Origin of the sequence: Pseudomonas phytophila (genome assembly GCF_025643095.1) — a bacterium.
Classification (GTDB): Bacteria; Pseudomonadota; Gammaproteobacteria; order Pseudomonadales; family Pseudomonadaceae; genus Aquipseudomonas; species Aquipseudomonas quasicaspiana.
On the sequence record NZ_CP081201.1, the window covers coordinates 4,173,151 to 4,190,678 of the forward strand.

Here is a 17,528-nt window from a genome sequence, read left to right on the forward strand (position 1 = left end):
CTTCCGGGTCACACGATACCCCGCCCTGCCGCACGAGATTATTGAGGAGCTCGCATGACCAAACAAAACGCCTTTACCCGGGAAGACTTGCTGCGCTGCAGTCGCGGTGAGCTATTCGGCCCAGGTAACGCGCAACTGCCCGCCCCTAACATGCTGATGGTCGATCGGATCACTCATATCAGCGAAGAGGGTGGCAAGTACGGCAAAGGTGAATTGGTCGCTGAGCTGGATATCAATCCGGACCTGTGGTTCTTCGCCTGTCACTTCGAAGGTGACCCGGTAATGCCGGGCTGCCTTGGCCTTGATGCCATGTGGCAGCTGGTTGGCTTTTTCCTCGGCTGGCAGGGTCTGCCAGGCCGTGGTCGCGCACTGGGTTCGGGAGAAGTAAAGTTCTTCGGCCAGGTCTTGCCGACCGCCAAAAAAGTCACCTATAACATCCAGATCAAACGCGTCCTCAAGGGCAAGCTGAACCTGGCCATCGCTGATGGTTCGGTCACTGTCGACGGTCGCGAAATCTACACCGCCGAAGGCCTTCGCGTCGGCGTATTCACCTCCACTGACAACTTCTAAGGGTTATCCGCATGCGCCGCGTCGTTATCACTGGTCTGGGCATCGTTTCGTGCCTGGGCAATGACAAAGAGACCGTCTCCGCCAACCTGCGTGCAAGCCGCCCTGGCATCCGTTTCAATCCGGAATATGCCGAAATGGGTCTGCGTAGCCAGGTTTCCGGCTCCATTGACCTCAACCTTGAAGAGCTGATCGATCGCAAGATCTTTCGCTTCGTGGGTCACGCGGCAGCTTATGCCTACCTGGCCATGAAAGACGCCATCACTGATTCGGGCCTCACCGAGGAGCAAGTCTCCAATCCGCGTACCGGCCTGATCGCTGGCAGCGGTGGTGCATCGACCCTGAACCAGATGGAAGCGCTGGATATCCTGCGCGAAAAAGGCGTCAAGCGCGTTGGCCCGTACCGCGTTACGCGGACCATGAGCAGCACGGTTTCCGCTTGCCTGGCCACGCCATTCAAGATCAAGGGCCTGAACTACTCCATCGCCTCTGCCTGCGCCACCAGTGCTCACTGCATTGGTACCGCCATGGAACAGATTCAGATGGGCAAGCAGGACATCGTGTTTGCCGGTGGTGGTGAAGAGGAGCACTGGAGCCAGTCGTTCCTGTTCGACGCCATGGGCGCACTGTCCAGCAAGCGCAATGACACCCCGGAACAGGCTTCCCGCGCTTACGACGCAGACCGTGATGGCTTCGTCATCGCTGGCGGTGGCGGCATGGTCGTTGTAGAAGAGCTGGAACATGCTCTGGCTCGCGGCGCCAAGATCTACGCTGAAATCGTGGGCTACGGCGCTACTTCCGACGGCTACGACATGGTCGCGCCGAGCGGCGAAGGTGCAATCCGCTGCATGCAGATGGCCCTGTCCACCGTTGAAGGCCCGATCGACTACCTGAACACTCACGGCACTTCGACTCCGGTCGGCGACGCCAAAGAGATGGAAGGCGTTCGTGAAGTGTTCGCTGGCAAGGCTCCGGCCATCAGCTCCACCAAGAGCTTGTCGGGTCACTCCCTGGGCGCCGCAGGCGTTCACGAAGCGATCTACTGCATGCTGATGATGGAAGGCAACTTCATCGCGGGTTCGGCCAACATCGACGAACTGGACCCGGTTGTCGCTGACATGCCGATCCTGCTCAAGACCCAGGAAGATGCAAAGATCGACCAGGTCATGAGCAACAGCTTCGGCTTCGGTGGCACCAACGCTACCCTGGTCATGAAGCGCTGGCAGGGCAAGTAATTCCGCCCTTGCTGTAGATGCAGCTTCAGCTGTGTAAAAAGGCGCCTTTCGAGGCGCCTTTTTTATGAGCACCGATTTTATAGGCCGAGTAAACACTATGCGGGTAGGATATTTTCTTTTACCTACAGCCGAGGCCGCCATGTCTGTCATCGTCAGCACCGTTAGCCCTGACGGATTTCGCCACAAGATCGACATCAACCGGCAGCACGAAATATTCACTGACCTGCCTGTTGAGCTGGGTGGCGAAAACTCCGCGCCCTCCCCTCACGATTACTTCGATGCAGCGCTGGCCTCGTGCAAGACACTGACAGTAAAGCTGTACGCGAAGCAGCATGACATCCCGTTGACTGGCGTCACCGTCAAGGTCACTCACGACGACAGTGAGGAAAGACAGGCAAAGTACCGCCTGAACGTAGAACTATCCCTGGAAGGGGCTCTCAGCGAACAACAGCGCACGGTATTGTACCGCATCGCGGATCGCTGCCCCGTCCATAAGCTGATGACCACCGCCGAGATCACTATCAACACCCAACTGGTCTGACTGCCGAGAACCGCCTGATGCTTACCATCAAACCCCGCGCCGAAGACGTGGAAGGCCAGCCGATACTGCGCCCCCTGCCCTCAGCCAGGTGCCGCAGTGTCGGCCCGTTTGTATTTTTCGATCACATGCTGGAAACGGAATATGCGCCGGGCAAAGGCATTGATATTCGCCAACACCCGCATATTGGCCTGTCGACGCTGACGTATCTGTTCGAGGGCCGCCTCCTGCACAAGGACAGCCTCGGCAGCGATCAGCAAGTGACACCAGGTGACGTCAGCTGGATGACCTCCGGCGCAGCCATCGCACACATCGAGCGCACGCCTGCCGACCTCATAGCCAGCGGCTCGCGCATGCACGGTTTGCAGGTGTGGCTGGCTTCGCCCAAGCCACATGAGCAGGGCGAAGGTCATTACAGCCTTCACCCGGCCAGCAGTCTGCCTGTCACTGACAACCCTGGTATTCAGATAAGGATGATTGCCGGAACCGGCTTTTGCCTGACCTCCCCGGTGCCGGTGCTGTCGCCGACGCTCTATGCCGAGCTGCACATGCAAAACGCGACGACTTTGCTCATCCCTGATGAACATGAAGAACGTGCGCTGTATGTGCTCAGCGGTGAAGCGTCAGTGGACGGCGAAGCAGTGGAAGCCAGAACATTGGTGGTTCTGGAGCCAGGCAAAGAAGTGAATCTGTGTGCGGAGAGTGAGTGTCACGCGGTGCTGATTGGCGGCGCACCACTGGATGGGCCACGGCGCATGAACTGGAATTTCGTCGCCAGTGATCAGGAACTGATCGAACAGGCAAGAACCCGCTGGGCAGCTGGAGACTGGCCGACAGTGCCTGGGGAGATTGGCAGGATTGAGCTGCCATAAAGCACCGGTAGGAGCGAACTTGTTCGCGAGGTTGGGCCTGCGTATCAAGGAACATCGCCTCGCGAACAAGTTCGCTCCTACCGTTATTCAGTCTCGCGTGTCAGCCTTTGAACACTTCATCCAGCAGGTTATGCATCGACACAAAGGCGCGCTTGGCGGTCTTTTCGTCGTACTGCATCATGCCCGGCGTTTGTGCGTGAGGGTCGGTGAACGAATGCACGGCCCCGCCGTAGCTCAGCAACTGCCAGTCCACACCCGCAGCATTCATTTCGGCTTCGAAAGCTGGCAATTGCTCTTTCGGCACCAATGGATCCGACGCACCGTGCAGTACCAGCACCGCACCCTTGATGTTTTTCGCATCAGCCGGGTTCGGCGTATCCAGCGTGCCGTGGAATGACACAGCTGCTTTCAGGTTAGCGCCGGTACGCGCCAGCTCAAGGGAGCAGCAACCGCCGAAACAGAAACCGAAAGTAGCGACTTTATCAGCGTCAACCGGTGCGTCCGTCTGGGCCAGCAATTGATCCAGTGCAGCCTGCATACGCTTGCGCAGCAGTGCACGGTCATCCTTGAGCGGCATCATCGCAGCGCCAGCCTCATCGTTGTTCTGCGGGCGCGTACCTTGACCGTAAAGGTCGGCCAGGAACACTACATAACCCTGCTCTGCTACCGCCTGTGCAATTTTCTCGGCGCCTTCGGTTACACCCATCCAGTTTGGGGCCATCAACAGACCGGGACGTGACGAAGCGTCACCCGAGTCGAATACCAAACGGCTCTCGAAAGGTTGACCGTCGATCTGGTACACCACTGAACTCACGGAAACGTTGCTGCTCATCGTTGACTCCTCAAGTAATGAAAGACAAATGGGTGGAGCACAATCAGAAAACCCGCCGAAGCGGGTTTTCTTTGACTCGGAATATTAAACCGACAACTCGACCAATAACTTGTTCAGACGGCGCACGTAAGCCGCCGGGTCCTTCAAGCTATCACCGGCCGCAAGCGCAGCCTGATCGAACAGGATGTGCGACAGGTCACCAAAGCGCTCTTCACTCTGCTCGGCATCCAGCTTGCCGATCAGCGGATGCGCCGGGTTGAATTCGAAGATTGGCTTGGAGTCCGGAACCTTCTGCCCGCTGGCTTCGAGAATCTGACGCATCTGCAAGCCAAGGTCGGCCTCGCCAATGGCCAGGATCGCCGGAGAGTCGGTCAGACGATGAGAAACCCGAACTTCGCTGACAGATTCGCCCAGCGCCGCTTTCAAACGCTCGATCAGGCCTTCTTTATCCTTGGCGATTTCTTCCTGGGCTTTCTTGTCCTCTTCGGAATCAAGCTTGCCCAGATCCAGATCACCGCGTGCCACATCAACAAAACCTTTGCCATCGAAATCGCTGAGGTAGCTCATCAGCCACTCATCGATACGGTCGGTAAGCAGCAACACTTCGATGCCTTTCTTGCGGAAGACTTCAAGGTGCGGGCTGTTCTTGACCTGTGCGTAGGTTTCACCGGTGAGGTAGTAAATCTTGTCCTGACCTTCCTTGGCGCGAGCTAGGTATTCGGCCAGAGAAACGACTTGCTCGCCGCCCTCTTCGTGAGTCGAAGCGAAACGCAGCAGACCTGCAATTTTCTCTTTGTTGGCGAAGTCTTCTGCCGGGCCTTCTTTCATGACCTGACCGAAGTTTTTCCAGAAGCCTTTGTATTGCTCAGGCTCGTTTTTCGCCAGTTTTTCCAGCATGTCCAGGACACGCTTGGTCAACGCCGATTTCATTGAATCGATGATCGGGTCTTTCTGCAGAATTTCACGGGAAACGTTCAGGGACAGGTCATTGGAATCGACCACGCCTTTGACGAAGCGCATGTAAAGCGGCAGGAACGACTCAGCCTGATCCATGACGAACACGCGCTGAACGTACAGCTTCAGGCCACGCGGCGCTTCACGCTGATACAGGTCGAACGGCGCACGAGCAGGCACGTACAACAGCGAGGTGTATTCCAGCTTGCCTTCAACCTTGTTATGGCTCCAGCTCAGCGGGTTCTCGAAGTCGTGGGCGACGTGCTTGTAGAACTCCTGATACTCCTCGTCCTTCACCTCGGTGCGAGGACGGGTCCAGAGCGCGCTGGCGCGGTTGACGGTTTCCCACTCGAGAGCCGGAGCTTCTTCGCCTTCGGCAGCAGCGGATTCTTTCGGCAGCTCGATTGGCAACGCGATGTGGTCGGAGTATTTCTTGATGATGTTGCGCAGACGGTAGCCGTCCGCAAACTCGTCTTCACCGCTCTTCAGGTGCAGAACGATACGAGTACCGCGCTCGGCCTTCTCGACGTTGGCAACTTCAAACTCGCCTTCGCCTTTGGAAGACCAGTGCACGCCTTCGCTGGCAGGTGTGCCAGCGCGACGGCTGAATACTTCAACCTGATCGGCAACGATGAAGGCCGAATAGAAGCCCACACCGAACTGACCGATCAAGTGCGAATCTTTTTTCTGATCGCCAGACAGGTTTTTCATGAAATCGGCGGTGCCGGACTTGGCGATGGTCCCCAGGTGGGTGATCACATCGTCACGGTTCATACCGATACCGTTGTCTTCCAGCGTGACGGTTTTCGCTTCCTTGTCGAAGCTCACGCGAATTTTCAGCTCAGCGCCGCCTTCGAGCAGGTCCGGTTTGGACAGTGCTTCGAAGCGCAGTTTATCGACGGCGTCAGAGGCGTTAGAGATCAACTCGCGAAGGAAGATTTCCTTGTTGGAATACAGCGAGTGGATCATGAGGTGCAGCAGCTGCTTTACCTCGGTCTGGAAGCCCAGGGTTTCCTTTTGAGTTTCCACACTCATGGTCATCAAACTCCAATCAGATGGCATAAGCCGCCAGACACAAGCCGGAACCGGTGTCTGGCGGCGGGTTGTCATCAAAGTGGGGGCTGGGTCTCGGATTTCAAGGGCTTACCCGATTCGATCGACAAGTCGTCAATTTTCAAATGCGCTCGCACCGTGACAACCAGCTCTACAGCAAGGGCGCGCAGTGACCGCGACATTCGTCATCCGCATCAATGGGGAGCGCGCGCACAGGGAAGACAATTGCACTTGAGACAGGCGCGCATAACCCCAGCATCGGCCCACCTATGATTTTCTCGGAATAAGCCAGCGCCCGCGTGATGCCATTTGTGTACACACCGATTAACAGCAATACAGACGCCTGACAGTGGCCAATCCAGAAAGAAAAAACGCTGACACGCTCAAACACGGGGCTTTCACCCGTCAGGCTCACAACCTCTTTCATATTTTCATCAAAAGTTAATGTGATATCCCGCAGCCCGCGTGATTGTGCGCCTTGCATACACATCCAACTCGCGAAAAAAAGAGTTGGAACTTAACTTAATCCGCAAGGCTCTTAGGCTCGTAGATATTCAATAAGGAGAAACACCCCATGCGCAATACTTTAGCTTATGCCTTGATGCTCTCTGCCACCTTGGGCCTTGCCGCTTGCGACAAGAAATCCGAGAACACTCAACAAGATGCGAACAAAGCCGCTCAAGAATCTCAGGAGTCGATGCAAAAGGCTCAGGACAAAGTGAACGACGCGGCTAAAGAAAGTCAGGAAGCCGCTCAGAAGAATGCCGAGGCGGACGCACAGCGCGCCCAGGAAGCTGGCAAGACGACTCAAGATCCAGCGACTACCAAGTAAGCCGAAAAGTTTCCCCGACTTTTCATATAATAAAGCCCGCCATGAGCGGGCTTTATTAGTTACGAGTTTAATACACTCGCCTGTCGATAGTTTTCTGAACGTTTACCACACGCCATTAAACATCAGGCCAACGCGTCGTTGCGCTTGCCGATAATCCGGTCACAGACAAATGCTACGCACAGAACAATGACGGCCGGGATCAGCCAGGCCAACCCCTGATCGCTAAGGGGCAAGTTGCTCAAGGCATGAGGCAGGTAATCTTTGAAACCGGCGCCTTTGATCGCATCAATCAGACCGAACACAAACGCCACCAGCATCACCGGCGCGACGATACGAGCCTGTGAATACCAGAAGTTTTTGCAGAAACTCAGCGCGACCAGAACGATGCAGGGCGGATAGATCGCCGTCAGTACCGGAATCGAGAACAGAATCAGTTTGGTCAGACCCAGATTGGAAACCAGCAACGAGAACGCTGCCAGAATTATCACCAAGGTTTTGTACGACAATGGCAGTACCTTGGCGAAATACTCGGCACAGGCGCACGTCAGGCCCACGGCGGTGACCAGACAGGCCAGCGAGATAAGCACCGCAAGGAAACCGCTCCCCAGCGAACCGAAGGTATGCTGCACGTAGGCATGCAACACCGCCGCACCATTACTCGCCCCTGCTGCGACGGCATGACTGCCGGAACCCAGACGGAACAGACTGATGTAAACCAGCGCCAGCCCTACCCCGGCAATCAAACCGGCAATAATCGCGTAACGGGTGATCAGACGCGGCGACTCCACGCCTCTTGAGCGAATGGCGTTGACGATGACAATGCCGAACACCAGTGCACCCAGGGTATCCATGGTCAGGTAGCCATTGATAAAGCCTTGGGAAAACGGTGCTGCGACATAGGCGGGCTCAGCGACACCGATGTCTCCTGCGGGCAGTGCGAAAGCTGCAATCCCCAGCACCGCCAGCGCGATTATTTTCAGCGGTGCAAGGAAGCGCCCTACTGTGTCCAGCAATCGGCCTGGGTAAAACGACACCCACAGCACAATCAGGAAATACACGAGGCTGTAGAGAAACAACGCAGTGGCGCTGTCTCCAGTCAGCGGCGCGAGCCCGACTTCGAACGATACAGTCGCCGTGCGCGGTGTGGCGAACAGTGGCCCTACGGACAGATAGCAAACTGCGGCGAGGATACTGCCAGCGACCTTGCCTATGGGGCTACTGAGCGCATCCATCGCGCCACCGACCTTGGCCAGCGCGATGACGGTGACCACGGGCAGACCGACTGCCGTGACCAGAAAGCCTAACGCGGCCATCCATACATTCGGCCCGGCCTGCAGACCTACGATGGGCGGGAAGATGATGTTGCCAGCCCCTACGAACAGGGCAAACGTCATGAAACCCAGTGCCAGGATGTCCTGACCTTTCAACACTTTCATTGAGAAAACCACACTTCAGAATCGGAATTGGAGGGCGACTTCCCGTTGAGTGGGGGAAATTCATGCCGGTCCTTTTAGGACGAGCCGCTGTGCGGCGGCTCCTTGTGAGACCCGCGATGCACAAAATGGCGGCTAGCCTAACCAATTTGCGTGTTTATTGCACTAATAGAGGGCGAAGCGGCCGATGAACGCACGGTTGGGGGGTTTGGTTTATCTTGCACCGGTTGTTTTTGTGTACATATCCGTTTTTGGGGTAACGGCTGATATTGGTTGCGCTTTTACAGCGCCTCACTTTTGATGGAGCGCAAAAGTAAGCAAAACGCTCTTGCCCCACCACTGGGTGCCTCGCTGTCGCTCGGCATACCCGTAATCCGACATTGCTGCGTGGGGCCGCCGCCACCGGCCATCCATGGCCTGAGGCGGCTAAACCGGCATCCCTGCCGGTTTACCCCACGCAGCAAGGTCGAATTCCGGCCGGCGTGGTTTAACGGGGCGCTTAAGATCAAAATCAAAAGCAGAGCGAAACGAAAACAGAGGGATCGCCTCGGACCGGTAGGAGCGAACTTGTTCGCGAGACGTCACCACAACCAACGCATTCGGCGTCTGGCAAACCGCTTCGCAGCCTTCGGCAGCTCCTACAGAAAATCGGTAAGTTCACAAATCAGGTCGGCTGTCAGGCCGCCGCGCTTTTGATTTTGATCTTGGGCGCCCCGTTAAACCACGCTGGCCGCCCGCAGATTCTGAACCGTGGGTAACCCGGCAGGGATGCCGGGTTAGCCGCATTGGGCCATGGATGGCCCGTTGCGGCGGCCCACGGTTCAGGATCTGCGGGCGGGTACACCGAGCGACAGCGAGGTGCCAAGTGGTGGGGCAAGAGCCTTTTGCTTACTTTTGGGCTCCTTTCAAAAGTGAGGCGCTGTAAAAGCGCAACCAATACAAGCAGTTACCGAATACCAGATATGCCCACAATCCAAATACGAGAAGATATATCACCCCCTCCACAACGCACAAAGGCCACCCGAAGGTGGCCTTTGTGTAGTCGGTCAATCAAATAAGCAGATGCTTATTTTTTGACTTCCCAACCAGTCAGCTCAGCCAAAGCCTTGCCGATGTCTGCCAGCGAACGCACGGTTTTAACACCTGCGTCTTGCAGCGCAGCGAATTTCTCGTCTGCAGTGCCTTTGCCGCCAGAGATGATTGCGCCAGCATGGCCCATGCGCTTGCCCGGAGGAGCAGTCACACCAGCGATGTAGGAAACAACCGGCTTGGTCACGTGTGCCTTGATGTAGGCAGCCGCTTCTTCTTCAGCTGAACCGCCGATCTCACCGATCATCACGATCGCTTCGGTCTTCGGGTCTTCCTGGAACAGCTTCAGGATGTCGATGAAGTTGGAGCCAGGGATCGGGTCACCACCGATACCAACACAGGTCGACTGACCGAAACCGGCGTCAGTGGTCTGCTTAACAGCTTCGTAAGTCAGGGTGCCGGAACGCGACACGATGCCTACTTTGCCTGGCAAGTGAATGTGACCTGGCATGATGCCGATCTTGCACTCGCCCGGAGTGATAACGCCTGGGCAGTTTGGACCGATCAGGACCACACCCAGCTCGTCACACTTGACCTTGGCTTCCAGCATATCGATGGTCGGGATGCCTTCGGTGATGCAGACGATCAGCTTGATACCGCCGAACGCCGCTTCAAGGATGGAGTCCTTGCAGAACGGAGCTGGAACGTAGATAACCGAAGCAGTTGCGCCGGTTTTGTCTACTGCTTCTTGCACAGTGTTGAACACTGGCAGATTCAGGTGAGTGGTGCCACCTTTGCCTGGAGTAACGCCGCCAACCATTTTGGTGCCGTAGGCAATGGCTTGCTCGGAGTGGAAAGTACCCTGCGAACCAGTGAAGCCCTGGCAGATTACTTTGGTGTCTTTATTGATCAGGACGCTCATTACTTGCCCTCCGCAGCTTTGACAACTTGTTGAGCAGCGTCGGTCAGGCTGGTAGCCGCGATGATGTTCAAACCGCTTTCTGCCAGTACTTTAGCGCCCAGTTCAGCGTTGTTACCTTCAAGGCGAACAACAACCGGGATTTTCACGCCGACTTCTTTCACTGCACCGATGATGCCTTCGGCAATCATGTCGCAACGAACGATGCCGCCGAAGATGTTGACCAGAACTGCAGCGACGTTGGTGTCGGACAGAATGATCTTGAACGCTTCGGTAACGCGTTCCTTGGTTGCACCACCGCCTACGTCGAGGAAGTTGGCTGGCTTGCCGCCATGCAGGTTGACGATGTCCATGGTACCCATGGCCAGGCCAGCACCGTTGACCATGCAGCCGATGTTACCTTCCAGTGCCACGTAGTTCAGTTCGAACTTGGCAGCGTGGGCTTCGCGCGGGTCATCTTGCGATGGATCGTGGAAAGCCTTCAGCTTTGGCTGACGGTACATGGCGTTGGCGTCGATGTTGATCTTGGCGTCGAGGCAGTGCAGATCGCCGTCAGCCTTGATGACCAGCGGGTTCACTTCCAGCAGGGCCAGATCGTGGTCCTGGAACAGCTTGGCCAGACCGGTGAAGATCTTGGCGAACTGGGAAACCTGCTTGCCTTCCAGACCTAGCTGGAATGCCAGATCGCGACCCTGGAATGGCTGAGCGCCAACCAGTGGATCGATCGTGGCCTTGAGGATTTTCTCAGGAGTGTCGTGAGCGATCTTCTCGATGTCCACGCCACCTTCGGTGGAAGCCATGAACACGATACGACGGCTGGAACGATCCACTACAGCGCCGAGATACAGCTCTTTAGCGATGTCGGTGCAGGATTCAACCAGGATCTTGGTCACTGGCTGACCGTTGGCGTCAGTCTGGTAAGTTACCAGACGCTTGCCCAACCATTGCTGGGCGAACGCTGCAGCGTCTTCTTTGCTGCGAACCAGCTTTACGCCGCCCGCTTTACCGCGACCACCCGCGTGAACCTGGGCTTTGACAACCCACTCGGTCCCGCCAATTTTATCGCAAGCTTCTGCTGCTGCTTCCGGGGTGTCTACTGCGTAGCCTTTGGATACTGGCAGACCGTACTCAGCGAACAGCTGCTTACCCTGATACTCGTGAAGATTCATGCTTATTACCGTCTTCGTTAGGTACTGCGCATTCGGTGCTGCACGTCTGGCGTGCCGCACCACCTGTGACCGATACCCCGGGCAATCCCTTCAGGGAGAGTCCGGAGGTCGAGTCCGGCGGACATTCCGCGGTGAGTCTTGCTCGCAAGGCTCACGACGGGCAGTCCGTCGTGGTTTCTCTTGTTGTCTTAACGCTTTTTGCGGTTCTGGATGTGGATGGCACCGCCATTCACGGCCAGAGCAGCTTCATGCAATGCTTCGGAAAGCGTCGGATGGGAGAAGACCATCATGCCGATGTCTTCGGCACTGCTGCCGAATTCCATCGCGATCGCGCCCTGCTGTACCAGCTCGGCAGCGCTAGGACCAATAACGTGAACGCCCAGAACACGGTCAGTCTTGGCGTCGGCAATGATCTTGACGAAGCCGCCCGTGTCGTTGGCTGCCATGGCACGGCCGCTGGCTGCGAACGGGAAGGTGCCGACGTTAACTTCAACGCCTTCGCTCTTCAAGGTCTGTTCGGTTTTACCCACCCATGCGATTTCCGGGTGCGTATAGATGACCGAAGGAATCAGATTGTAGTTCATCTGAGCCTTATGGCCCTTGATGCGCTCGACAACCATGATGCCTTCTTCAGAAGCCTTGTGGGCCAGCATCAGACCACGAACCACGTCGCCGATGGCGTAAACGCCAGGAACGCTGGTGGTGCAGTAGTCATCAACGTAGATGAAACCACGCTCATCCAGGTCCACGCCGCTGTCGGAAGCGAGCAGATCAGTCGTCACAGGACGACGACCAACGGCCACGATCAGGCGGTCGAAAGTGATCGACTGCTCGCCCGCTGCGTCGGTGTAGCTGACCACAACTTCTTCGCCTTCGACTTTCGAACCGGTGACGCGAGCGCCCAGCTTGATGTCCAGGCCTTGCTTGGTGAAGGTCTTCAGGGCTTCTTTGGAAACAGCTTCGTCAGCGGCAGGGATGAATTTCTCCAGCGCTTCCAGAACAGTAACCTGAGCCCCCAGACGAGCCCATACGGAACCCAGTTCCAGGCCGATAACGCCAGCGCCGATCACGCCCAGACGTTGTGGAACCTGTTGGAATTCCAGAGCGCCAGTCGAATCAACGATGACTTTCTGATCGACCGGCGCCGGTGGAATGTCAATCGGACGCGAACCGGAAGCCAGGATCACGTGATCCGCTTCGATGATTTCAACAGTGCCATCAGCAGCGGTCAGCTCGACTTTCTTGCCGGCCAGCAGTTTGCCGTGGCCTTGCAGAGTGGTCACGCCATTGGCTTTGAACAGGCTGGCAACGCCGCCGGTCAGGCCTTTGACGATGTTGGCTTTGCGGCCAACCATGGCCGGCACGTCCATGCTGACTTCGGAAGTCGAAATACCATGGATCGAGAAGCCATTTTTGGCTTCATAGAACTTCCAGGAGCTGTCCAGCAGCGCCTTGGACGGAATGCAACCCACGTTCAGGCAAGTACCGCCAAGGGCCAGCTTGCCCTCCTTGTCCTGATACTTCTCGATGCAGGCAGTCTTGAGACCAAGTTGCGCAGCCTTGATGGCGGCAACATAACCGCCAGGGCCTGCGCCAATCACTACCACGTCGAATTTCTGGGACATAACAAAGAGTTCCTCTTTAGCTGCGAGCTTTAAGCTACAGGCTGCAAGCTGGCCTGTGATGTATTACAGACGAGCGTTGCAACCTGTTCATTAGGATGTAGCGACGGCCAAAGCTTCAGCGCCAGACTGCTTTTACTTGCAGCTTGACGCTTGCGGCTTGCAGCTGTCGTGAATCAGATATCCAGCAGCAGACGAGCTGGATCTTCCAGCAGGTTCTTGATGGTCACCAGGAACGTCACAGCTTCTTTACCATCGATCAAACGGTGATCGTAGGACAGAGCCAGGTACATCATTGGACGAATCACAACCTGACCATTGACCGCCATCGGGCGCTGAATGATGTTGTGCATGCCCAGAATGGCCGCTTGTGGCGGGTTGACGATCGGCGTCGACATCATCGAACCAAAAGTACCACCGTTAGTGATGGTGAAGGTACCACCGGTCATTTCGTCGATGGACAGCTTACCGTCACGGGCTTTCTTGCCGAAGGTAGCGATGCCGCCTTCGATTTCAGCCAGGCTCATCTGCTCTGCGTTACGCAGAACCGGAACCACCAGACCACGGTCGCTGGAAACCGCAACACCGACGTCGGCATAGCCGTGATAAACGATGTCGGAACCGTCGATCGATGCGTTGACTGCCGGGAAGCGTTTCAGCGCTTCGGTAGTAGCCTTGACGAAGAACGACATGAAGCCCAGGCGTACGCCATTGTTGGACTTCTCGAACAGGTCCTTGTACTTCGAGCGCAGCGCCATGACTTCAGTCATGTCGACTTCGTTGAAAGTGGTCAGCATCGCCATGTTCGATTGAGCTTCAACCAGACGCTTGGCAACGGTGGCACGTACGCGAGTCATCGGTACGCGCTTCTCGGTGCGGTCGCCAGCAGCGACGACTGGAGCAGCGGCAGCGGCTGGCTTGGCGGCAGGTGCAGCAGCAGGCGCGGACTTCTTGGCTTCAACAGCAGCAACCACGTCTTCCTTGGTCACACGGCCGTCTTTACCAGTGCCTTTGACGCTGGCGAGGTTGATGCCGTTTTCTTCAGCCAGTTTGCGAGCAGCAGGAGCAGCAACCGAATCTTCGTCGCCAGCAGCTGGAGCAGCGGCCGGGGCAGCTGCTTGAGCCGGAGCAGCAGCAGGTGCAGCAGCGGCAGCCGGAGCAGCAGATGCAGTAGCGCCACCGTCCAGAGTTGCGATCAGCTCGTTGGAGAGGACGATTTCGCCCTCGCCTTTCACGATCGATGCCAGCACGCCGTCAGCTTCAGCCAGTACTTCGAGGACAACTTTGTCAGTCTCGATGTCAACCAGCAGCTCGTCACGTTTTACCGCTTCGCCCGGCTGTTTGTGCCACTTGGAAATGGTGCCGTCGGCAACTGATTCCGGGAAAGAGGGGGCTTTGATCTCGATAGCCATTATCTGTAATTCCTTAATTCGGTTTCTAATGCGCGAAGGCGTTAAACAGTGAAGGCATCTTGCAGCAGTTTTTCCTGCTGCTCGGCGTGCATCGAAGCGTAACCACATGCAGGCGCTGCAGAGGCGTCACGACCGGCATACTCGAGGACGAGGTTGCGGTTGTGATTGCCAACGCTGCGACGCAAGTGGTGCTGGCTGCTATACCACGCACCCTGGTTCATCGGTTCTTCCTGGCACCACACTACATTCTGCAGGTTGGTGTAAGGCGCAATCGCCTCCATCAGGTCGTCTTCCGGGAACGGGTACAGCTGCTCGATACGCACGATGGCGATATCTTCGCGGCCTTCGGCACGGCGTTTTTCCAGCAGGTCGTAGTAAACCTTACCGCCGCACAGCACCAGACGGGTCACCTTGGCGGCATCGAGGGTGTCGATTTCCGGGATCACGGTCTGGAACGAACCTTCGGCGAGATCTTCCAGGGTAGAAACGGCCAGCTTGTGACGCAGCAACGACTTTGGCGTCAGGACGATCAGCGGCTTACGCAGCGGACGGATGACCTGACGGCGCAGCAAGTGGTAGATCTGCGCCGGTGTAGTCGGTACGCACACCTGAATGTTGTGCTCGGCACAACCCTGCAGGTAACGCTCAAGACGTGCCGACGAGTGCTCTGGCCCCTGCCCTTCATAACCGTGAGGCAGCAACATGGTCAGACCGCACAGACGGCCCCACTTGTGCTCGCCGCTGGTGATGAACTGGTCGATAACCACTTGCGCACCGTTGGCGAAATCGCCGAACTGGGCTTCCCAGATAACCAGCGCATCTGGCTGAGTCGTCGAGTAGCCGTATTCGAATGCCAGCACGGCTTCTTCCGAGAGGAAGGAGTCATACAGATCGAAACGTGGCTGACCGGCATACAGATTCTGCAGCGGGATGTAAGTCCCGGCGTCTTTCTGATTGTGCAACACAGCGTGACGGTGCGAGAACGTACCGCGGCCGATGTCCTGACCCGTCATGCGGATCGGGTGACCTTCGAACGCCAGGGTTGCGTACGCCATGGTTTCGGCGTAACCCCAGTTGATCGGCAGGCCGCCAGCTTGCATCTTCTGACGGTCTTCGTAGATTTTCTGAACCTGACGCTGAACCACAAAACCTTCTGGCAGCTCCATCAGCTTGGCTGACAGTTCCTGCAGAGTCTTGAGGTCAAAGCGGGTGTCGTGACGTGCAGTCCAGGCGTGACCCAGATACGGACGCCAGTCCACGAACAGCTCTTTGTTTGGCTCTTTGACCAGACTTTTCACAACATGCAGACCGTTGTCCAGCGCGTTGCGGTAGTCGTCGATCTTGGCCTGTACGCGAGCCTCGTCCAGAACGCCGGCCTTGATCAGGCTTTCGGCATACAGCTCACGCGTGGTGCGCTGCTTGGTGATTTGCTGGTACATCAGAGGCTGAGTGCCGCTCGGCTCATCCGCTTCGTTGTGACCGCGACGACGGTAGCAGACCAGATCGATAACCACGTCACGCTTGAACTGCATGCGGTAGTCGATAGCCAGTTGGGTCACGAAAACGACGGCTTCAGGGTCATCACCATTCACATGGAGAATCGGCGCCTGAATCATCTTGGCAACGTCGGTGGCGTACTCGGTGGAACGCGAGTCCAGCGGGTTGCTGATGGTGAAACCCACCTGGTTGTTGATGACAATGTGGATCGTGCCACCCGTCTTGAAGCCGCGAGTCTGCGACATCTGGAAGGTTTCCATGACCACGCCCTGCCCTGCAAAAGCAGCATCACCGTGGAGGGAAATTGGCAGAACCTTGTCACCGTTCGGATCGTTACGACGATCCTGACGGGCGCGAACCGAACCTTCAACCACCGGAGAGACGATCTCCAGGTGAGACGGGTTGAACGCCATGGCGAGGTGAACTTCGCCGCCAGTGGTCATTACGTTCGAGGAGAAGCCCTGGTGGTATTTAACGTCACCGGAACCCAGCTCGACTTTCTTCTTGCCTTCGAACTCGTCGAACAACTCGCGCGGGTTTTTGCCGAAGGTATTGACCAGCACGTTCAGACGGCCACGGTGGGCCATACCGATAACGATTTCCTTGGTGCCATAAGAACCAGAACGCTGGATCAACTCGTCCAGCATCGGGATCAGGCTCTCGCCACCTTCCAGACCGAAGCGCTTGGTGCCCGGATACTTGGTGCCCAGATACTTCTCAAGACCCTCTGCCGCGGTGACGCGCTCGAGCAGATGGCTCTGAATTTCGGCAGAGAAAGCAGGACGGCCACGGACACTCTCAAGACGCTGCATGAACCAGTTGCGCTGCTCGGAATCCACGATGTGAGTGAATTCGGCGCCGATGGTGCGGCAATATGTCTTATGTAGGGCGTCCTGGATTTCACGTAGGCTCGCTTCCTCTTTGCCAATGAACAAGTCACCGGCACGGAAAGTGGTATCCAGGTCAGCGTTGGTCAACCCATAGTGATTGATCGACAGGTCAGCTGGCGCCGTACGTTGCCACAGCCCCAGCGGGTCGAGCTGGGCAGCCTGATGGCCGCGCATACGGTAAGCCTGGATGAGCCGCAGTACTTCGACCTGCTTCTTTTCATGCTCGCTGCTCACGCTGCCGGCGGATACCGGTTGGGCGCGGCGCTGGTTTTTCGCCAGCAACACGAAATGATCGCGAATCGTCGAGTGCGATACATCGGTGGCAGAGTTGCCGTCAGCGGGCAACTTCTGAAAGTAGGTGCGCCATTCCTCTGGCACAGCGTTAGGGTCGTGCAGGTAGAGCTCATAGAGCTCTTCCACATAGGCAGCGTTACCACCGGAAAGGTGGGCACTGTTCCACATGCGCTGCATCACGCTTTCTTGCATGCTTGGTCACCCTCGGTAAGGGGACACCACCGGCGAAGACACCACAGCAAACCTGAGATAGTCATGTGCAGCGACTGTATCAAGCCACTTAGGATCACGCAGATAGTCCGGGTACCAGCCCGGATGCCCCTGCTGGTCTTATTTCTTCAAAATAAGAGCCGCAGCGTTACTCGCTGCTGCTCAGGTTA

General features: G+C 56.8%; 14 protein-coding genes. 5 read left to right on the top strand and 9 right to left on the bottom strand.

Annotation, left to right across the window (positions count from 1 at the left end):
• The first annotated feature begins 54 nt into the window (after positions 1 to 54).
• The 4 genes from fabA to K3169_RS18810 all read left to right on the top strand — a co-directional run bounded on the left by fabA (position 55) and on the right by K3169_RS18810 (position 3,212).
• Entirely contained in the window at positions 55 to 570 is a 516-nt protein-coding gene (gene fabA / locus K3169_RS18795) for a 3-hydroxyacyl-[acyl-carrier-protein] dehydratase FabA (protein ID WP_027898655.1), read from the top strand.
• A gap of 11 nt (positions 571 to 581) precedes the next feature.
• The gene (gene fabB / locus K3169_RS18800) at positions 582 to 1,802 is read left to right on the top strand and encodes a beta-ketoacyl-ACP synthase I (protein ID WP_027898654.1); all 1,221 of its coding nucleotides are present in this window, start codon (positions 582 to 584) and stop codon (positions 1,800 to 1,802) included.
• 139 nt (positions 1,803 to 1,941) lie between these two features.
• Complete coding sequence (locus K3169_RS18805) at positions 1,942 to 2,343, top strand: OsmC family protein (RefSeq protein ID WP_263267404.1); 402 nt, start codon at positions 1,942 to 1,944, stop codon at positions 2,341 to 2,343.
• Between the two features lie 17 nt (positions 2,344 to 2,360).
• Positions 2,361 to 3,212, top strand: a complete 852-nt coding sequence (locus K3169_RS18810) for a pirin family protein (RefSeq protein WP_263267406.1) — start codon at positions 2,361 to 2,363, stop codon at positions 3,210 to 3,212.
• 100 nt (positions 3,213 to 3,312) lie between these two features.
• Here the strand turns inward: K3169_RS18810 and K3169_RS18815 are convergent, their stop codons facing one another.
• The 3 genes from K3169_RS18815 to K3169_RS18825 form a co-directional block, all read right to left on the bottom strand.
• A complete protein-coding gene (locus K3169_RS18815) occupies positions 3,313 to 4,044 on the bottom strand; it encodes a dienelactone hydrolase family protein (RefSeq protein ID WP_099270814.1) in 732 nt (243 codons plus the stop codon).
• 84 nt (positions 4,045 to 4,128) lie between these two features.
• Complete coding sequence (gene htpG / locus K3169_RS18820; protein WP_027898650.1) at positions 4,129 to 6,033, bottom strand: molecular chaperone HtpG; 1,905 nt, start codon at positions 6,031 to 6,033, stop codon at positions 4,129 to 4,131.
• A gap of 169 nt (positions 6,034 to 6,202) precedes the next feature.
• Complete coding sequence (locus K3169_RS18825) at positions 6,203 to 6,535, bottom strand: hypothetical protein (RefSeq protein ID WP_263267407.1); 333 nt, start codon at positions 6,533 to 6,535, stop codon at positions 6,203 to 6,205.
• A gap of 90 nt (positions 6,536 to 6,625) precedes the next feature.
• Between K3169_RS18825 and K3169_RS18830 the strand changes: the two genes are divergently transcribed.
• A complete protein-coding gene (locus K3169_RS18830; RefSeq protein WP_087267897.1) occupies positions 6,626 to 6,883 on the top strand; it encodes a hypothetical protein in 258 nt (85 codons plus the stop codon).
• 122 nt (positions 6,884 to 7,005) lie between these two features.
• On the opposite strand, the gene brnQ is transcribed toward K3169_RS18830, so the two are convergent.
• From brnQ to K3169_RS18860, 6 genes are all read right to left on the bottom strand, one after another.
• Complete coding sequence (brnQ, locus tag K3169_RS18835) at positions 7,006 to 8,319, bottom strand: branched-chain amino acid transport system II carrier protein (protein ID WP_231677245.1); 1,314 nt, start codon at positions 8,317 to 8,319, stop codon at positions 7,006 to 7,008.
• Positions 8,320 to 9,382: 1,063 nt separating this feature from the next.
• On the bottom strand, positions 9,383 to 10,267 hold the full coding sequence (sucD, locus tag K3169_RS18840) for a succinate--CoA ligase subunit alpha (protein ID WP_027900900.1): 885 nt from the start codon (positions 10,265 to 10,267) through the stop codon (positions 9,383 to 9,385).
• On the bottom strand, positions 10,267 to 11,433 hold the full coding sequence (sucC, locus tag K3169_RS18845; RefSeq protein ID WP_032629164.1) for an ADP-forming succinate--CoA ligase subunit beta: 1,167 nt from the start codon (positions 11,431 to 11,433) through the stop codon (positions 10,267 to 10,269). Before sucC ends, sucD begins: the two co-directional genes overlap by 1 nt.
• 188 nt (positions 11,434 to 11,621) lie before the next feature.
• Positions 11,622 to 13,058: a dihydrolipoyl dehydrogenase gene (gene lpdA / locus K3169_RS18850; RefSeq protein WP_027900898.1), complete on the bottom strand. Its 1,437-nt coding sequence runs from the start codon at positions 13,056 to 13,058 to the stop codon at positions 11,622 to 11,624.
• Positions 13,059 to 13,231: 173 nt separating this feature from the next.
• A complete protein-coding gene (gene odhB, locus K3169_RS18855) occupies positions 13,232 to 14,467 on the bottom strand; it encodes a 2-oxoglutarate dehydrogenase complex dihydrolipoyllysine-residue succinyltransferase (RefSeq protein ID WP_027900897.1) in 1,236 nt (411 codons plus the stop codon).
• A gap of 41 nt (positions 14,468 to 14,508) precedes the next feature.
• On the bottom strand, positions 14,509 to 17,340 hold the full coding sequence (locus K3169_RS18860; RefSeq protein WP_095096968.1) for a 2-oxoglutarate dehydrogenase E1 component: 2,832 nt from the start codon (positions 17,338 to 17,340) through the stop codon (positions 14,509 to 14,511).
• Positions 17,341 to 17,528 lie beyond the last annotated feature (188 nt).